General features: G+C 31.8%; 18 protein-coding genes. 14 read left to right on the forward strand and 4 right to left on the reverse strand.

Going from position 1 to position 17408, the window contains the following annotated elements; translation table 11 throughout:
- Positions 1-477: 477 nt before the first annotated feature.
- The 3 genes from glmS (at position 478) to CD127_RS09745 (ending at position 4109) form a co-directional block, all read left to right on the forward strand.
- Positions 478-2283 carry a glutamine--fructose-6-phosphate transaminase (isomerizing) gene (gene glmS, locus CD127_RS09735; protein ID WP_103366567.1) on the forward strand — a complete coding sequence of 602 codons (1806 nt, stop codon included), beginning with the start codon at positions 478-480 and terminating at the stop codon, positions 2281-2283.
- Between the two features lie 152 nt (positions 2284-2435).
- Complete coding sequence (locus tag CD127_RS09740; RefSeq protein ID WP_103366568.1) at positions 2436-3248, forward strand: ABC transporter ATP-binding protein; 813 nt, start codon at positions 2436-2438, stop codon at positions 3246-3248.
- A 3-nt stretch (positions 3249-3251) separates the two neighbouring features.
- Positions 3252-4109: an HAD family hydrolase gene (locus CD127_RS09745; RefSeq protein ID WP_103366569.1), complete on the forward strand. Its 858-nt coding sequence runs from the start codon at positions 3252-3254 to the stop codon at positions 4107-4109.
- Positions 4110-4164: 55 nt separating this feature from the next.
- Here CD127_RS09745 and CD127_RS09750 read toward each other — a convergent pair whose 3' ends face one another.
- Positions 4165-5235 (reverse strand): EscU/YscU/HrcU family type III secretion system export apparatus switch protein, encoded by a 1071-nt coding sequence (locus tag CD127_RS09750; RefSeq protein ID WP_103366570.1) that lies wholly within the window; start codon positions 5233-5235, stop codon positions 4165-4167.
- A gap of 129 nt (positions 5236-5364) precedes the next feature.
- Here CD127_RS09750 and CD127_RS09755 point away from each other — a divergent pair, with 129 nt between their 5' ends.
- Positions 5365-6096 carry a metallophosphoesterase family protein gene (locus CD127_RS09755; RefSeq protein WP_103366571.1) on the forward strand — a complete coding sequence of 244 codons (732 nt, stop codon included), beginning with the start codon at positions 5365-5367 and terminating at the stop codon, positions 6094-6096.
- A gap of 60 nt (positions 6097-6156) precedes the next feature.
- On the opposite strand, the gene czrB is transcribed toward CD127_RS09755, so the two are convergent.
- The gene (czrB, locus tag CD127_RS09760; RefSeq protein ID WP_103366572.1) at positions 6157-7125 is read right to left on the reverse strand and encodes a CDF family zinc efflux transporter CzrB; all 969 of its coding nucleotides are present in this window, start codon (positions 7123-7125) and stop codon (positions 6157-6159) included.
- Between the two features lies 1 nt (position 7126).
- Entirely contained in the window at positions 7127-7462 is a 336-nt protein-coding gene (locus tag CD127_RS09765) for an ArsR/SmtB family transcription factor (RefSeq protein WP_103366573.1), read from the reverse strand.
- Between the two features lie 153 nt (positions 7463-7615).
- Between CD127_RS09765 and CD127_RS09770 the strand changes: the two genes are divergently transcribed.
- From CD127_RS09770 to CD127_RS09795, 6 genes are all read left to right on the forward strand, one after another.
- A complete protein-coding gene (locus tag CD127_RS09770; RefSeq protein ID WP_103366574.1) occupies positions 7616-8272 on the forward strand; it encodes an SDR family oxidoreductase in 657 nt (218 codons plus the stop codon).
- 480 nt (positions 8273-8752) lie between these two features.
- Positions 8753-9673: a type I phosphomannose isomerase catalytic subunit gene (locus tag CD127_RS09775; protein ID WP_103366575.1), complete on the forward strand. Its 921-nt coding sequence runs from the start codon at positions 8753-8755 to the stop codon at positions 9671-9673.
- Between the two features lie 41 nt (positions 9674-9714).
- A complete protein-coding gene (locus CD127_RS09780; protein ID WP_103298823.1) occupies positions 9715-9945 on the forward strand; it encodes a hypothetical protein in 231 nt (76 codons plus the stop codon).
- A gap of 321 nt (positions 9946-10266) precedes the next feature.
- The gene (locus CD127_RS09785; RefSeq protein ID WP_103298822.1) at positions 10267-11640 is read left to right on the forward strand and encodes an EVE domain-containing protein; all 1374 of its coding nucleotides are present in this window, start codon (positions 10267-10269) and stop codon (positions 11638-11640) included.
- Positions 11641-11759: 119 nt separating this feature from the next.
- Positions 11760-12155: a thiol-disulfide oxidoreductase DCC family protein gene (locus tag CD127_RS09790; protein ID WP_103366576.1), complete on the forward strand. Its 396-nt coding sequence runs from the start codon at positions 11760-11762 to the stop codon at positions 12153-12155.
- Between the two features lie 227 nt (positions 12156-12382).
- On the forward strand, positions 12383-12823 hold the full coding sequence (locus tag CD127_RS09795; protein WP_103366577.1) for a Dps family protein: 441 nt from the start codon (positions 12383-12385) through the stop codon (positions 12821-12823).
- Between the two features lie 68 nt (positions 12824-12891).
- Here the strand turns inward: CD127_RS09795 and deoD are convergent, their stop codons facing one another.
- On the reverse strand, positions 12892-13602 hold the full coding sequence (gene deoD, locus CD127_RS09800; protein ID WP_103366578.1) for a purine-nucleoside phosphorylase: 711 nt from the start codon (positions 13600-13602) through the stop codon (positions 12892-12894).
- A 145-nt stretch (positions 13603-13747) separates the two neighbouring features.
- Here deoD and deoC point away from each other — a divergent pair, with 145 nt between their 5' ends.
- Genes deoC through CD127_RS09820 form a run of 4 tightly spaced genes read left to right on the forward strand, consistent with a single transcriptional unit; the run spans position 13748 to position 17320 of the window.
- Complete coding sequence (deoC, locus tag CD127_RS09805; RefSeq protein ID WP_103366579.1) at positions 13748-14410, forward strand: deoxyribose-phosphate aldolase; 663 nt, start codon at positions 13748-13750, stop codon at positions 14408-14410.
- A gap of 58 nt (positions 14411-14468) precedes the next feature.
- Positions 14469-15770 carry a pyrimidine-nucleoside phosphorylase gene (locus CD127_RS09810; protein WP_103366580.1) on the forward strand — a complete coding sequence of 434 codons (1302 nt, stop codon included), beginning with the start codon at positions 14469-14471 and terminating at the stop codon, positions 15768-15770.
- 12 nt (positions 15771-15782) lie between these two features.
- Positions 15783-16970 (forward strand): phosphopentomutase, encoded by a 1188-nt coding sequence (gene deoB / locus CD127_RS09815; RefSeq protein ID WP_103366581.1) that lies wholly within the window; start codon positions 15783-15785, stop codon positions 16968-16970.
- Positions 16970-17320 carry a DoxX family protein gene (locus CD127_RS09820; protein ID WP_103366582.1) on the forward strand — a complete coding sequence of 117 codons (351 nt, stop codon included), beginning with the start codon at positions 16970-16972 and terminating at the stop codon, positions 17318-17320. The genes deoB and CD127_RS09820 overlap by 1 nt, the downstream gene beginning before the upstream one ends.
- Positions 17321-17408: the final 88 nt, after the last annotated feature.

Below are 17408 nucleotides of genomic sequence, written 5' to 3' on the forward strand. Positions count from 1 at the left end.
TATTTTAGTAAGTTATAAAACTTATATTCTTTAAAAGTATACAATTTTGTTGTGAAATTATTTGTAATCATTTGTTTATACAGTGTAAAATAAATAATATTGGAAGGAGGAAAGTAGAATAACTATATAAAGCGCCAGGACAAGGCATTATTTATTGATAATTAAGAATTAAATATGAGAATTCTTATAGATAAATTAATGGCTTTGTAGACGAGGAGAATAGTCATCGAGTATATCGGCGGATGCTATTCCGGATGCGACACATTCGTAAGCTTATTATTAAAACATTTAGGTGACTAAATGCACAAAAATAATAAGAATGTCTAACTTTATCAAACAAAAATAGAAATAGAAATGGCAAAAAGGTTAAGTAAATATTGGGGAAAATAAAGATTAATCTTATTACTGGCCTTTAGATATATAAATTTTATAAAACAGATAAAATTTATTTGCCATTAATTGACGGAGGAAATTTTTATGTGCGGAATTGTAGGTTATATTGGTTATGATAATGCTAAGGAATTATTATTAGCAGGTTTAGAAAAATTAGAATACAGAGGTTACGACTCTGCAGGGATTGCAGTAGTTAACGAAGACGGTACATCTGTATTTAAAGAAAAAGGTCGTATTGCAGAATTAAGAAAAGTAGCAGACAGCAACGATATCGATGGTCATGTAGGTATTGGTCATACTCGTTGGGCTACACATGGTGTACCAAGTACAGTTAACTCTCATCCACACCAATCAAATAATGAACGTTTTACACTTGTACACAACGGTGTAATTGAAAACTATGAAGAATTAAAAAATGAATATTTAAAAGATATTGATTTCAAATCTGAAACAGATACTGAAATTATTGTTCAATTAGTTGAATACTTCTCAAATGAAGGTTTAACAACTGAAGAAGCATTTACTAAAGTAGTATCTTTATTACATGGTTCATATGCTTTAGGTTTATTAGACAACCAAGATGAAGATACAATTTATGTTGCTAAAAACAAATCACCTTTATTAGTAGGTGTAGGTGAAGGATTTAACGTTATTGCTTCAGATGCTTTAGCAATGATTAAAGTTACAAATCAATATAAAGAAATCCACGACCATGAAATTGTTATCGTTAAAAAAGATAGCGTAACTATCAAAGACCAAGAAGGTAACGTACAAGATCGTGAAACTTATACTGCACAAATTGATGCTTCAGATGCAGAAAAAGGTATTTATGATCACTATATGTTAAAAGAAATTAACGAACAACCAGCTGTAATGCGTCGTATTATTCAAGAATACGAAGATGAAAATGGCGATCTTAAAATCGACCCTGAAATCGTTAAAGATGTTGCAGCTGCTGACCGCATTTACGTTATTGCAGCAGGTACAAGTTACCACGCTGGTTTAGTAGGTAAAGAATATTTAGAAAAATGGGCTGGCGTACCTACTGAAGTACACGTTGCTTCAGAATTCGTTTATAACATGCCTTTACTTTCTGAAAAACCTTTATTCATTTACATTTCACAATCAGGTGAAACAGCAGACAGCCGTGCTGTATTAGTTGAAACAAATAAACTAGGTCATAAATCATTAACAGTAACAAACGTTGCTGGTTCAACATTATCACGTGAAGCGGACCACACATTATTATTACATGCAGGTCCTGAAATTGCTGTAGCATCTACTAAAGCTTATACAGCTCAAATTGCTGTGTTATCTATTCTTTCACAAGTAGTAGCTAAAGAACATGGCCGTAACAATGACATTGATTTATTAAGAGAATTAGCAAAAGTAACAACTGCAATTGAAACAATTGTAGATGATACACCTAAAATGGAACAAATTGCGACAGATTTCTTAGAATCGACTCGTAACGCTTTCTTCATTGGACGTACAATGGACTACAATGTAAGTTTAGAAGGCGCATTAAAACTTAAAGAGATTTCATATATCCAAGCTGAAGGATTTGCTGGTGGAGAATTAAAACACGGTACAATCGCGTTAATTGAAGAAGGTACTCCAGTTATTGCTTTAGCAACTCAAGAAAAAGTTAACTTATCAATTCGTGGTAATGTTAAAGAAGTTGTAGCTCGTGGTGCAAACCCATGTATCATTTCTATGGAAGGCTTAGAAAAAGAAGGCGATACGTATGTTATCCCTCATGTACATGAATTATTAACACCATTAGTATCAGTAGTTACATTACAATTAATTTCTTACTATGCTGCATTACACAGAGGCTTAGACGTAGATAAACCACGTAACTTAGCTAAATCAGTAACAGTTGAATAATAGCTTGTATTAATCTTAGCTATTTAACAGTCTAATGAGGTAACTCATTAGGCTGTTTTTTTATCCAAATTTACTTATTTAAGGATGAAATTGATTTTGAATAATTATCTGAATTGTCTTACAATATTATTATTGTGAGATGGGGCGTTTTGATGTTAATATCTTTGGAAAATATTAGTAAAAAGAAGCAAGGTAAATTAATTCTTAATCAATTGTCGTGGGAAATCAATGAAGGTGATAAATGGGTATTATACGGTTTAAATGGTGCCGGTAAAACTACGTTGTTAAATATATTAAACGGATATGATTCTATTACTGATGGCGCTATTAATCTTTTTGGGATGCAACCAGGACGTCAGGGCTACTCTGCTACAAAGGTTAGGGAGCAAATAGGATATGTGTCTTCAAGTTTATTAGAAAAGTTTCAAGAAGGTGAAACTGTATTAGATGTTGTTATAAGCGGTGCATTTAAATCTATAGGCGTTTATGAGGAAGTAAATGAAGCGTTAGTTAAAGAAGCTGAAACTTTATTACAAATAGTGGGGATGTATGATTTCCAACATCAATTTCTAGGATATCTATCTACGGGTCAAAAACAAAAGGTAATGATTGCACGCGCATTAATGAATCATCCTAAGATGCTTATTTTAGATGAACCTGCTTCAGGTTTAGATTTCATTGCACGAGAAACGCTATTTGCTACCTTAGAACGATTAAATCAAGCATATTCCACACTTTCTATCATTTACGTGACACATTTCATTGAAGAAGTTATTCCGTTATTTGATAAAATATTTTTATTAAAGGAAGGGAAATGCTTTAAACAAGGAGATATTAGCGATATTCTTAATAGTGACATAATGTCTCGAATGTTTAAGGTGAACGTAGAAGTAGTAAAATACCATCAACGTTGGAGTTTATTTTTAAAGAATAAAAATGATGAAAATTATACGGAGGGTACATAAATAATGACAGAGAAAACAAAAGCTATATTTTTAGATATGGATGGCACAATTTTGCATGAAAATAACCAAGCTTCTCTTAAAACAAAAGAAGTTATTGATGCTTTAAGAGATAAAGGGTTAAAAGTATTTTTAGCTACAGGCCGTTCATATTCTGAAATTGAAAACTTAGTACCTCAAGGATTTAAAGTAGACGGTATTATCAGTTCAAATGGCACTAGTGGGGAAATAGATGGTAAAAATTTATTCCAACATAGTCTATTAACAGATAGTGTGAAAAAAATCGTGAGTTTAGCGCAACAACAACATATTTATTATGAAGTATTTCCATTTGATAAAATGCGTATTGCTTTAAAAGAAGATAAACCATGGATGAATGAAATGATTCAAGGAGATACACCTCCAAATAATGTAAGCGAAAGTGAATGGAAGTCACGTAGAGATGCTATGGGAGGAAAGATAGATTGGCAGGAAGAAATTGTAGAAGATCAATTTGCTAAAATTTATTTATTCAGTGATAACTTAAATAAAATTACAAACTTTAGAGATGAATTAATTCAAAATAAAGTATTATTAAATATTAGTGTGTCTAATTCATCAAGATTTAATGCTGAGACGATGGCCTATAACACTGATAAAGGTACAGGTATTAAAGAGATGATTGAACATTTTAATATTAAACAAGAGGAAACACTTGTTATTGGCGATAGCGATAATGATAGAGCTATGTTTGCTTTTGGGGGATATTGTGTAGCCATGAAGAATGCGCGTCCAGAAATTAAAGAATTAACAGATGACGTTACGCCATTAACAAATGAAGAAGATGGTGCAGCATTGTATTTAGAGGAAAAATTCTTAAAATAAGGGTATAAAAAATCATCGGCAATAATGAGCCGATGATTTTTATTAAACATATATGTTATTTTTTATCTGAATGTTGGTTAACTTTATCTGTTACCACTTCAGATTGATTTTTAATTTTATCATTAACACTTGTAGATTCTTTTGCTTCATTATTTAGTGAATCGTTATGAGTTGTTTTTTGCTTTTTCTCATCTTTATTTAATTTTTTCTTTTTACGAGTTTTGTCTAATTTTTCTCCACGTTTTAAGAAATATTGAACAATACCCATAAGAATTACGAAATAAAGAACAAAACGTAACACTAAAATAATAACTTCAGCAACAATCATAATCACTTGTGCAGCTTTTTGTGACATATTAGCTGTTGATATTGAGATTAAAGTAGCTAATGGTTGAGAAATAAGGATAATGACTAAATTGATTAAAATAATTGCAATAAAGAATTTTAACCAAGTTTTATTACCATTTTTAATACCTTTAAAGCCTTCTTTAAAGTGGTTAATCGCACTTAATCCATTATTTTGTGATAATGATACTGCAGAATTAATCATCCAAATAAAGAAGAACCAATAAACTAATGATAAAATTAGTCCCATAATAATAACAAATATAATTTGTACAGTTAATAAAATTCCAATTGCATGATCAGAAGTACTTACTGATTGTTGCAATGAAGTAAGTATTGGGTTTAAAGCTTTATTAAATAAGAAGTTTAAGCCCATTGTGATTAAATACATGAGGATGTATAACACAATTGAAAGTAGTGCTAAGATAACACTTTTAACATATTTATCTTTTTTGAAAGCAAAAAATAAATCTGAAAAACTAACGTTTTCTCTTTTTATTGCTTTAGCCATTACATTAAAAGCACCTGCAAGTAATTGATAACCTGCAAAAATAAAGAAAAGTAATCCTAAAACAAGTATTAAAATTATTGTAAATAATGGTAAACCAGTTGGTTGTTGAAATTGTGCTGCTATTTGCATTTGCATAAATGATTGAATAAAGAATGTTCTAGCAACAACAAAGATCGCAAATACAATTAGAAAACTAACTATACTAAATAGAATAGTTTTTAAAATTTGCGATTTAGCATTTTTAAATGCCAAACTATGATAGTTAAACAATATAAGCACTCCTTTACTGTAATATAAACACAATATCAAAATTTACGAGTTTTTTAAATTAATATCTAACAAATTTAAATATTAAGTGTTAAAATGTCCTAATGATTAAATTTGAAGGGAGAATGAACTATGAAATTTGCGATTATTACTGATGTACATGGCAACTTTGATGCGCTACAAACTGTTTTAGAAGATATTGATAATAGAGGAGATATTGATAAAATTTATAACCTCGGTGACAACATTGGCATTGGTCATGAAACTAATAAAGTATTAGATACCATATTTGATCGTGACGATATGGAAATTATTGCCGGAAATCATGATGAAGCGGTAATGTCGTTAGTAAATAACACACCTTACCCTGAGGATTTGAAAGATAAATTTTACGAACATCATCAGTGGATTGAAAGTCATATGGATGAAGACTACTTTGACCAATTAAATTTACTTCCTAGACGAATTGAAACTACTATTTGTGGGAAAAAATTCCTCTTTATTCATTACGAAATTGAAAATGATAAATTTGAAACAAGAATTGATGAACAACCTTTCAGTCCTATAGTAAGTAATGAAAAAGAAAGCATCAAAGAGTTATTTAATGATAAAGAAGCAGATTTTATAGCATTTGGTCATAATCACCAATTACATTTATATGATGATAATGAAACAATTTATTTCAATCCTGGTTCAGTAGGTCTTAACAATGGCGCTAATACAGTTTATGGCATTGTAACAGTTACAGAAAATAGATGCTCAGTAGAAAGAGTAAAATTAGCGTATGATAATGAAGAATTTCTACAAGGCTTCAAGGAAAAGAAAGTACCAGCAAAACAACTTATTTTTGATCAATTTTTATAAGCAAAAATTAAGCCGAGTGACAATACGACGTGTATCGCCACTCGGCTATTAATATATTAATTAATGTTTATGGGAATGCTGGTGGTCATGTTCATGGTGTAAACCTGAACATAATATTGAATCATCATGTTTATGTTTAGGTGTTTCAAGTTGAATAGTCATATGTTGAATATTTAAATGACTCAAATCGTGTTCTATCTCTTCAAGTATTTGTTCGCATTTTTCAACAGTGAGAGATTCGCTAACTACAGCATGGCAACTCAAAGCATTCATATCATTAGAAATTGTCCATACATGATAGTCATGAACATTCTGAATATCTTTGTGTGATGTGATGGCTGAAATAACTTTCTCTAAATCTACGTCACTTGGCGTACCTTCCATTAAAATGTTTAAAGATGAAAGCGTGATGCCATATGCACTTTTTAAAATTAAAAGAGATACGAGAATACTTGCAATAGGGTCAGCAATAGTGAAATTAAAAGCCCAAATAAGAAGGGCAGCAACAATAGCACCAATTGAACCTAATAAATCACCTAGGACATGGATAAATGCGCCTCGCATGTTTAAATTGTGTGAAGTATCGCCACCTTTAAACATGATGATAGCTACTACAATGTTTACAATTAATCCAATCACACTAATAATAAACATTTCCGTAGATTGTACTTCTGGTGGTGCGAAAAATCGTTTTATCGCTTCAACAATAATAATGATACTAATGACGAATAAAGTTATTCCATTGAATAGGGCAGCCAGAACCTCGAAACGTTTATAACCAAATGTTTTAGTAGTAGTGGCATTTTTCTCCGCGTAAATGAAAGCTACTAAAGCTACCCCGAGCGACACAGTATCACTAAACATATGGAGCCCATCAGAGAGTAGGGCTAAGCTATTAGCAATGAAACCACCTATAATTTCGATCACCATGAATAGACCGATAATCATAAATGAAATTGCTAAAATTTTTTTATTGTTTGTATGCACGTGGCTATGCGCATGTGCATGAGAATGAGAATGGTTTGCCATGTTAATGTTCACCTCTTGGATGTTGAGCATGATGGATTGCTTGTTTTAATAAAGTAGAAACATGTTGATCATCAATTGAGTAAATCATTGATTGACCTTGTCTAGAAGACTTAACAAGATGCGCTTGTTTTAAAATCTTTAACTGATGTGACACATTTGATTGTGATAAGTTTAAAGTATGTGTAATGTGTCCCACGCTTGCTTCGCCTTCTTGAAGTAATTCCATAATTCTTAATCTATTATAATCACTCAACGCTTTAAATATTTCAGTTACTCTAGTTAATGTCACTTCATTATCTTTATTTTCTGTTACATACTCTGAAAAATGAGCAGTCATAATATCACGCCTTACATATTAATATATGAATGTATTTTCATATATTAATATATTAGCTCTCTGTGAAAATGTCAAATTGAATATTGAAGTTTTATTAACCATATAGAGTGGTATGCATTAATTATAAACATTCACGAAGGAGGACGAGTTTTTATGAGTATTCTAGTTATTGGCGCAAATGGTGGCGTAGGTTCTAAATTAGTTCAACAATTAAAAGATGATAATGTGACTTTTACAGCTGGTGTGCGTAAAGAAGAACAAGTATTATCATTAAAAGAACAAAATATTGAAGCTACTTTAGTAGATGTTGAAAAAGACAGTATTGAAGAATTAACAGAAAAATTTAATGGCTTTGATAAAGTTATCTTTTCAGTTGGTTCTGGTGGCAGCACTGGTGCTGACAAAACAATTATTGTTGATTTAGATGGCGCTGTTAAAGCTATTGAAGCTAGTAAAAAAGCAAATGTTAAACATTTTGTAATGGTTTCTACTTACGACTCAAGACGTGAAGCCTTTGATCCGAGTGGCGATTTAAAACCATATACTATCGCTAAACACTATGCAGACAATCATTTAAGAGAATCTGGTGTGACTTATACAATTGTGCACCCAGGTGGTTTGAAAGACGAAGAAGGAACTGGACAAATTGAAGCGGACTTATACTTTGATGGTAGAGGCGTTATTCCACGTGAAGATGTAGCATCAGTATTAAAAGAAGTTGTGACTTCTGAAGGGAAATATCAAAATCAAGAATTCCAAATTATTACTGGTGATCAATCTATCCAAGATGCATTATCTCGTTTCCAATAAAGCGTTAATTTTGAGTAAACTTTTATATAGAGTAAAGAGGCTGGGACACTAATTGAGTGTCTCAGCCTTCATTTACATATTGGCAGTAGCTGACTGGTTTAAAAATACGCTTGAATCAAGCTTTTTTCAAACCTAGTCATCCTTGCCGGGGAGCGGGGCCCCAACAAAGAGACTTTCGAAAAAGAAAGTCTACGGTCAACGCGAGTTGGGGATACGCCGAAATTATTTTAATTTCTGTTCTGCTCCCCCTTACTTTTATTGTGTAAAGAACTTCTATTAAAAGTACTTCAAAATTGATATAATAAATACATAAGTGATTTTTTAAATCTCACTATTTTCTATAAATTATTAACAGTAATTTATAATAAAAAAGGTTTATTCATTAGTTTAAATTAAATATTTACTATACATATTAAATTTTGGATACGATTTTATAAATAACTAAGCTACGTAATAAGTAGGTTTTTAGGGGGTGTAACGATGCCATTATTTTTAAAGCCTATTTTTCATGAAAAAGTATGGGGCGGTAACCAATTACGTCAATTCAACTATGAAATCCCAAGCGAACATACAGGAGAGTGTTGGGGAATTTCAGCACATCCGAATGGGCGTAATGTTATTCTTAATGGGCCTTATGCTGGTCAAACATTAGACCAAGTTTGGAATGATCATAGAGAATTGTTTGGGGAATTTCCAAGTAAAGACTTTCCGCTTCTATGTAAGATTGTAGATGCGAAAGCGCCGGTGCATCCTGATGATGCTTATGCTTATGAATTTGAAAATGGACAATATGGTAAATCAGAATGTTGGTATATTATTGATGCTGAGGAAGATGCAGAAATTATACTTGGAACAACGCTGGAAACTAAAGAAGAACTTCAACGTGCAATTGAAAGCAATACGTTATTAGACAATTTAAGAAAAGTTAAAGTGAAACCTGGTGAATTTTATTTTATTCCAGCTGGAACGATTCATTCTATTGGTGCAGGGATAACAGCATATGAAACAATGCAATCCTCTGACATTTCTTATCGTTTATATGACTACAATAGAAACCGTAATGATGACACACAACTTGAAATTCAAAAAGCATTGGATGTCACACAGTTTTTAGCAGAAATACCTAGTGTGATTCCAGAAAATGAAATCATTGAAAATCACAAATGTAGTCATATCGTTTCAAATGATTTCTTTACAATGGTGAAATGGGAAGTTAGCGGAACGTTAAATTACATGAAGCCTAGAGAATTTTGTTTAGTATCAGTGTTAGAAGGCGAAGGAAATATAATTACAGACGGAGAAATTTTCAAGTTAGAAAAAGGTTCTAATTTTATTTTAACTTCTGAAGATTTAGATAGTGTGTTTGAAGGTAATTTTACTTTAATTATCAGTTATATATAGTGAATACTATTTAATAGTGAAATTAGTCTAGGAGTGTTTTTATGAAACAATTTCTATACATATCTTTAATTTGTGGCGTAATATCAGGTGTAGGTATATTCTTCCATGTACCTAATTATCCATCTCTAGCCATTCCTAGATTAGTATCAATTGTAGGAATAATTAGTGCTATTTTAACAATTAAAGATAAAGATTTAAGCGCAATGTTAAAATTAGGTGGCATTATGATTAACGTTATGCCACTTTTAGGCAGTTTATTAGTTGTCCAATAATTATGAGAACAAGAATTTATAATTTGCGTTATAGCTATGAAATTATAGATTCTTGTTCTATTTTTTTGTTATAAAATAGTTACAGTGATATAGATGTCCAAGGAATGACATTTATTCATTGAAAATGTTTAAAACTGGTTGATAAACAGATTATTAAACAACTAAAATATGATAGAATAATTTAATAAAAAGACTACTATGCAACTATCAATATATTAATATTTAATTTTTTCAAAAATAAAGCAACTTTAACAAAAGTCTAATTATTTAATATACAACTACTTAATTATTTAACTAAATTAAAATTAAAGGAGATTCTCGATGACAGAAGAAGTAAATTACTTTTGGCTTAATTGTGGTTATACGAGATGGAATCATAATGAGCCTTTAGTAGGTCAAACCACTTTATTTGAATCAGGGGCACAATTTAATCCAACTCAAGGTTTTCGCGCATTCAAAAAAGCAAAACCAGGGGATCAAGTGATTTTTTACCAAGTCCAAACAGATACTGGTTTATTAGGAATTGGAGAAATCATTAGTGTGCAAACAGGAGCACAAAATAAAATAAGAGTAGAATTTGAGTTTAATGAAGAGTTAAAACCATTAACTACAGACTACTTAAAACGTAGTGAAGCTTTAGAGTTTCGTATGAACAATATGCGTGAAACGTTAATCAATCAATTAACAAAAGATGAATATGATTTAATCATTGCTTTAGGTAAGGGACAAGAAAAACTTCCTCGTTACTTCTTCTTATCTGAAACTGAAACATTTGAACCAGGCGAATATTATACGATTTATACTCATACATATAACGGTATCAAACGTAATGGTTATCATTTTTATAATCAGTTAGAAGTTGGGGATAATCTTATCTTCTATAATAAAAATAAAGAACAGTCTGTAGTTGGGATAGGAGAAGTTTCTCGTCATATTCATGAGAAACCTCCAATTGCTGGCCGTACAAATAGTACAGCTATTGAAATTTATTATGAAAAGAATATTACTCCCGTTACTTTAGGTGCGTTAAACAAGCACCCTAAATTAAAAAATCTTTATTTCTTACAAGAAAATGCTAAACAAGCTATTGCCAGTTTGAGTCAAACTCAATATGACGCAATATTAGAGATGAGTGAGAATGATGGTATTAAATCTCCATTTGAAACCATTAGAAAAACTGAATTTGCTACAGATGCGAATGAAGAAACGATTAAACCATTTATTCTTTTAGTTGTAGATAAACGTGAAGAAGGATTAAAAGCAGCAAACAATTTATTACAAAAAACAAATGCTAATCCTGTTATTACTAGTGGACATCCTGACTTTACTGAAGATATGTTATACGGTAAATATTTACCTAACGAAACAGGAGCTTTATATTATCGTGAAGGGTTTATCACGCAGTTGATGCCTAAAAATGATAAAAGCTATTTAGTAATCGACAATTTCAATAGAATCGATCCGGATGTCTTCCAGACTTATATTAATGTCTTAGAAGGGTATGAAGTTACATTACCTAGATATAATAAAGATGGAAATATGGTGAAGTGGTCTCGTAATAAAGATTCATTTTATCACTTCAATCCAAATTGGCATATTATTGGTGTCACTTATGAACGTCTTGAAGATATTAAACTTAAATATTCAGCCCAATTTCTTAAATATACAAGAATTGTCAAAGTAAATCACGATTAACATTTTATGAAACACTATCTAATAGTCAAAGTTCTGTAACTATTAGGTAGTGTTTTTTGTGTTTAAAATAATTTTTTAAAGGAATATTAATAATATGACTATGAGGAAGGTGAAATGATATGCCAATCATTTATTATGATGGAAAATGTGTATACTGCTATAACTATTGTATTTGGTTAATTCAACATGGCTTACCAAAAAGTTATGAATTTACGACTATAAATAGTGAAGCGGGTAAAAATTTATTTGAACAACATCCTGAGGCTAAAAATAGAAATAGCGTTATATTACAACAAGGTGATCATTTAGAATATAAATCTACAGCAATTGCTACTTTAATCACAAAATTACCAAATTATAAATGGTTAGGATTCTTAATTAGAGTGGTGCCACTTCCAATTAGAAACTTCGGCTATAACTTATTTGCTAATAATCGTAATAGAATGTGGAAGACACATTGGCATCAACCAAATGAATATGAAAAATCATTCTTTATTAATGATGAAAGAAAGTAATTGATAAAATATCGATTTAATTGATAAAACGTTAGACGATAAATGATAATATTAGGCTATTATTGATAATGAATTCTTTAATTTTAGCGAATAATTACCGAAATACGATGATATAAATTATAATAATTATAAATAAATAAAGGCATTTCTGTTTACAGATTAGAATTATTATAATATAATATTCATTGAAATAGAGAGAACAAACATAAATTAAAGGAGAGATTTCAATGGCTCAACAAGATGTAGTAAAAGAATTAAACCAACAAGTTGCTAACTGGACAGTAGCGTATACTAAATTGCATAACTTCCATTGGTATGTAAAAGGACCTAACTTCTTCTCATTACATGCTAAATTTGAAGAATTATATAATGAAGCTAGTCAATATGTAGATGATTTAGCTGAACGTATTTTAGCAATTGGTGGTAATCCAGTTGGTACATTAAAAGAAAGCTTAGAGCTTTCAATTGTTGAAGAAGCTGGAAAAGGCTATAAAGCTGAAGAAATGGTTGAAGAATTCTCAAAAGATTTAACTAACATTTCAAAACAATTAGAAACAGCTATTAAAGTTGCTGGTGACGCAGGCGATGACGTATCTGAAGATATGTTTATCGGTATGCAAACATCAGTAGATAAACACAACTGGATGTTAAAATCATATTTAGTATAAATTTGGAATATAGAAAACGCTCGAATGTTCGTAAACATTCGAGCGTTTTATTTTTAAAAAAAGAAAAATTATTCAGCGATTTCTAAAGCGATTTCCATCATTTGAGTGAATGATGTTTGACGTTCTTCAGCAGTAGTCGCTTCATCTCTTAAGATGTGGTCACTTACTGTAAAGATACCTAAAGCTTTTTTACCAGCACTGATAGCATTTAAATATAAGCCAGCTGATTCCATTTCAATACCTAAGATACCCATTTTTTGCCAGCTATCATTAAATGTAGCGTCAGCATTATAGAAAGTATCTGAAGAAAGAATATTACCAACATGACTTGTTGCGCCAATATCATCTGCAGCTTTTTTAGCTTTTGTAACTAATTCGAAGTCTGCAATTGGGGCAAAGTGACCTGGAATATTAAATTGATCTACATAATTTGAATTAGTTGAAGTGGCTTGTGCAATAATGACATCATATAAATTTACGTCTTCTTGTAATGCGCCACATGAACCTACACGAATAATTGTTTCTACATCAAAGAAATTATATAGTTCATAAGAGTAAATTCCGATACTAGGAATACCCATACCTGAACCCATCACTGAAATTTCTTTCCCTTTATATGTACCAGTATAGCCAAACATATTACGAACTTCGTTAAACTGTTCAACGTTTTCTAAGAAGTTATCAGCAATATATTTTGCACGTAAAGGGTCACCAGGCATTAAAACTGTTTTAGCAATTTTAGTTCCTTTAGGTTGAATATGAGGTGTACCATTTGTCATTCCTATCTTCTCCTTAATATTCATAGTTAAGATTAAGATAACATTTGTTTAACTTTTTTGCGAATTTTTGTACTATATAAGTGAGGTACTATTTTGAAAAATAGGCGAAATGATAACTATTAACAACATATTGGAGGACTATACTATGAATTACGCAAAATATATCGATCACACATTATTAAAGCCTGAACCTACACGTGAACAAATCGATAACATTATTAAAGAAGCTAAGGAATATGGTTTCAAATCAATTTGTGTTAACCCAACACATGTTAAATACTCAGCGGAGCAATTACAAGGTTCTGATGTATTAGTTTGTACAGTGATTGGCTTCCCTTTAGGTGCTACAACTACAGAAACTAAAGTGTTTGAAACTAAAAATGCTATCGATAACGGTGCTTCAGAAATTGACATGGTAATCAATGTTGGTGCGCTTAAAGATAAACGTTATGACGATGTTAAGAATGACATTCAAGAAGTCGTTAACGCTGCTAATGGTAAAACAGTCAAAGTGATTATCGAAACTGTTTTATTAACTGATGACGAGAAAGTAAAAGCTTCAGAATTAGCTAAAGAAGCAGGGGCTCACTTTGTTAAAACATCAACTGGTTTCGCTGGAGGCGGTGCTACACCTGAAGATGTTAAATTAATGAAAGACACAGTAGGCGATGATTTAGAAGTGAAAGCTTCTGGAGGCGTACGTAACCTTGAAGATTTCAATAAGATGATTGATGCTGGTGCTACACGTATTGGTGCTAGTGCAGGTGTTCAAATTATTAAAGGTTTAGAATCTGATTCTGATTATTAATTTTCAGGAAAAGGACAGCAATTAGAGAAAACAACATTATAGAAAGGGGTTCAGAACGATGAGAATGGTAGATATCATTGAGAAAAAACGTGATGGGAAAGCATTAACAAAAGAAGAAATTGAATTCTTTGTAGAGGGATATACTAAAGGGGATATTCCAGACTATCAAGCCTCAAGTTTAGCGATGGCAATTTATTTCCAAGATATGGATGATGAAGAACGTGCAGCTTTAACAATGGCAATGGTTAATTCGGGAGATGTCATTGATTTATCCCAAATTAATGGCGTGAAAGTTGATAAACATTCAACAGGTGGTGTAGGTGATACGACTACACTAGTATTAGCGCCATTAGTTGCAGCGGTAGGTGTACCAGTTGCTAAAATGAGTGGACGTGGTTTAGGTCACACAGGTGGTACGATAGATAAACTTGAATCAATTGAAGGTTTCCATGTTGAAATTTCAGAAGAGGAATTTATTAAACTCGTTAATGATAATCAAGTTGCTGTTATCGGACAATCTGGTAACTTAACACCAGCAGATAAAAAATTATATGCATTAAGAGATGTAACTGGTACGGTAAACTCTATTCCATTAATCGCCTCTTCTATTATGAGTAAGAAAATTGCTGCTGGCGCTGACGCAATTGTATTAGATGTTAAAACAGGTAATGGTGCATTTATGAAGACAATTGCTGATGCTGAGAATTTAGCACATGCTATGGTAAGTATCGGTAATAATGTTGGTAGAAATACAATGGCAATTATTTCAGATATGAGCCAACCATTAGGTCGTGCTATCGGTAATGCTTTAGAATTAAAAGAAGCGATTGATACATTACAAGGTGAAGGGCCTGAAGACTTAACTGAATTAGTGTTAACATTAGGTTCTCAAATGGTAGTACTTGCTGGTAAAGCTGATTCGCTTGATCAAGCACGTCAACTATTATTAGATGCTATTAAAGATGGTTCGGCGTTAGCTAAATTCAAGACATTTTTAGAGAACCAAGGTGGCGATGCATCAGTAGTGGATGCGCCTGAAAAGTTACCAACTGCGAAATATCAAATTGATTATAAAGCTAAAACAAGCGGTGTAGTAGCAGAACTAGTTGCTAATGAAATTGGTGTAGCATCAATGATGTTAGGCGCTGGTAGACAAACTAAAGAAGACGATATCGACTTAAGTGTAGGTATTGTATTAAATAAAAAAGTAGGCGATAGCGTCAATGAAGGTGATTCGCTATTAACGATTCATAGTAATCGCGAAGATATTGATGATGTGATTGCTAAACTTGATGAAAGCATTACAATTAAAGACCAAGCAACTGCACCAAATTTAATTCATAAAATTATTACAGAGTAGGAGTGTTTCATTATGACGACACCTTTTAAAAGAGTACATTTAATTGTTATGGACTCAGTAGGTATTGGTGAAGGACCAGATGCGGCAGCATTTAACGATGAAGGATCACATACACTTAAACATACATTAGAAGGTTTCAATCAAGAATTACCTAATTTACAACGTTTAGGTTTAGGTAATATTGACGATTTACCTGTTGTAAATAAAGTAGAACACCCAGGAGCATTCTACACTAAATTAAGTGAAGCTTCTGTAGGTAAAGATACGATGACAGGCCACTGGGAAATTATGGGGCTTAATATTATGCAACCCTTCAAAGTGTATCCTAATGGCTTCCCTGATGAATTAATTCAAGAAATTGAATCAATGACTGGACGTAAAGTCGTAGCTAATAAACCGGCATCAGGTACTGCAATTATTGATGAACTTGGTGAACATCAAATGAAGACAGGGGATTTAATCGTTTATACAAGCGCTGATCCTGTACTACAAATTGCTGCACATGAAGATATTATTCCATTAGAAGAACTTTACGATATTTGCGAAAAGGTTCGCGAGTTAACGAAAGACCCTAAATATTTAATTGGTCGTGTCATTGCTCGTCCATACGTTGGTGAACCTGGTAACTTCACACGTACATCAAACCGTCATGACTATGCGTTAAAACCATTTGGTAAAACAGTTATGAATAGTCTTAAAGACAATGATTATGATGTTATTGCAATTGGTAAAATTAATGATATTTATGATGGCGAAGGCGTAACTGAAGCGATACGTACGAAAAATAATATGGATGGCATGGATCAATTAATTGAAGTAGTTAAGAAAGACTTCAATGGTATTAGTTTCTTGAACTTAGTTGACTTTGATGCATTGTATGGTCATCGTCGTGATAAAGAAGGGTATGCACAAGCGATTAAAGATTTCGATGAACGCTTACCTGAATTAATTGATAACTTACAAGAAGATGATTTAGTTATTATTACTGCTGACCATGGTAACGATCCAATTGCCGATGGTACAGACCATACGCGTGAATATATTCCAGTATTAATGTTTAGCCCTAAAATTAAGGAATACCACGAATTATCTGGTGATACAACATTTAGTTCTATTGGGGCGACTATCGCAGATAACTTCAACGTAGAATTACCGGAATTCGGTAAAAGTTATTTAAAAGAAATGGGAGTTGAACGTTAATGAAATTCTTTCGTTATTTACTTGGCTTAGCGTTTGGTACAGCAGGCGTTTTACATTTTACTAATGAACGTCAATTTAGAAATATTGTGCCAGATTATTTGCCATTACAAAAAACAGCAGTGTTAGTAACGGGTGTCTTTGAAATCTTCTTTGGCATTATGTTATTAGTTAAACGACCAGCAGATTGGTTGAAAAAAGGTATGAATTTATTCTTATTATCTGTTTTTCCTGCTAATGTTTATATGGCTCGTAAAAAATTACCATTAGGTGATAAACAAGTGCCTACATGGGCATTATATTTAAGATTACCATTGCAATTTGTTTTAATGGGTCTTATTAAAAAATTATAAGTAGAACTTTAAATTCTTTTAAATGGATGTTCATTTAAAGGCGTTCTTAGATAGATGTTCACTTACTTAAGTTGCTACGCCTTCCTGG

Origin of the sequence: Staphylococcus petrasii, from assembly GCF_002902565.1 — a bacterium.
Classification (GTDB): Bacteria; Bacillota; Bacilli; order Staphylococcales; family Staphylococcaceae; genus Staphylococcus; species Staphylococcus petrasii.

Bases quoted from the DNA above. Each gene is read 5' to 3' on its own strand.
- glmS (WP_103366567.1), top strand. From the start codon at position 478: ATGTGCGGAATTGTAGGTTATATTGGTTATGATAATGCTAAGGAATTA.
- CD127_RS09740 (WP_103366568.1), top strand. From the start codon at position 2,436: ATGTTAATATCTTTGGAAAATATTAGTAAAAAGAAGCAAGGTAAATTA.
- CD127_RS09745 (WP_103366569.1), top strand. From the start codon at position 3,252: ATGACAGAGAAAACAAAAGCTATATTTTTAGATATGGATGGCACAATT.
- CD127_RS09755 (WP_103366571.1), top strand. From the start codon at position 5,365: ATGAAATTTGCGATTATTACTGATGTACATGGCAACTTTGATGCGCTA.
- czrB (WP_103366572.1), bottom strand. From the start codon at position 7,125: ATGGCAAACCATTCTCATTCTCATGCACATGCGCATAGCCACGTGCAT.
- CD127_RS09765 (WP_103366573.1), bottom strand. From the start codon at position 7,462: ATGACTGCTCATTTTTCAGAGTATGTAACAGAAAATAAAGATAATGAA.
- CD127_RS09770 (WP_103366574.1), top strand. From the start codon at position 7,616: ATGAGTATTCTAGTTATTGGCGCAAATGGTGGCGTAGGTTCTAAATTA.
- CD127_RS09775 (WP_103366575.1), top strand. From the start codon at position 8,753: ATGCCATTATTTTTAAAGCCTATTTTTCATGAAAAAGTATGGGGCGGT.
- CD127_RS09780 (WP_103298823.1), top strand. From the start codon at position 9,715: ATGAAACAATTTCTATACATATCTTTAATTTGTGGCGTAATATCAGGT.
- CD127_RS09785 (WP_103298822.1), top strand. From the start codon at position 10,267: ATGACAGAAGAAGTAAATTACTTTTGGCTTAATTGTGGTTATACGAGA.
- CD127_RS09790 (WP_103366576.1), top strand. From the start codon at position 11,760: ATGCCAATCATTTATTATGATGGAAAATGTGTATACTGCTATAACTAT.
- CD127_RS09795 (WP_103366577.1), top strand. From the start codon at position 12,383: ATGGCTCAACAAGATGTAGTAAAAGAATTAAACCAACAAGTTGCTAAC.
- deoD (WP_103366578.1), bottom strand. From the start codon at position 13,602: ATGACAAATGGTACACCTCATATTCAACCTAAAGGAACTAAAATTGCT.
- deoC (WP_103366579.1), top strand. From the start codon at position 13,748: ATGAATTACGCAAAATATATCGATCACACATTATTAAAGCCTGAACCT.
- CD127_RS09810 (WP_103366580.1), top strand. From the start codon at position 14,469: ATGAGAATGGTAGATATCATTGAGAAAAAACGTGATGGGAAAGCATTA.
- deoB (WP_103366581.1), top strand. From the start codon at position 15,783: ATGACGACACCTTTTAAAAGAGTACATTTAATTGTTATGGACTCAGTA.
- CD127_RS09820 (WP_103366582.1), top strand. From the start codon at position 16,970: ATGAAATTCTTTCGTTATTTACTTGGCTTAGCGTTTGGTACAGCAGGC.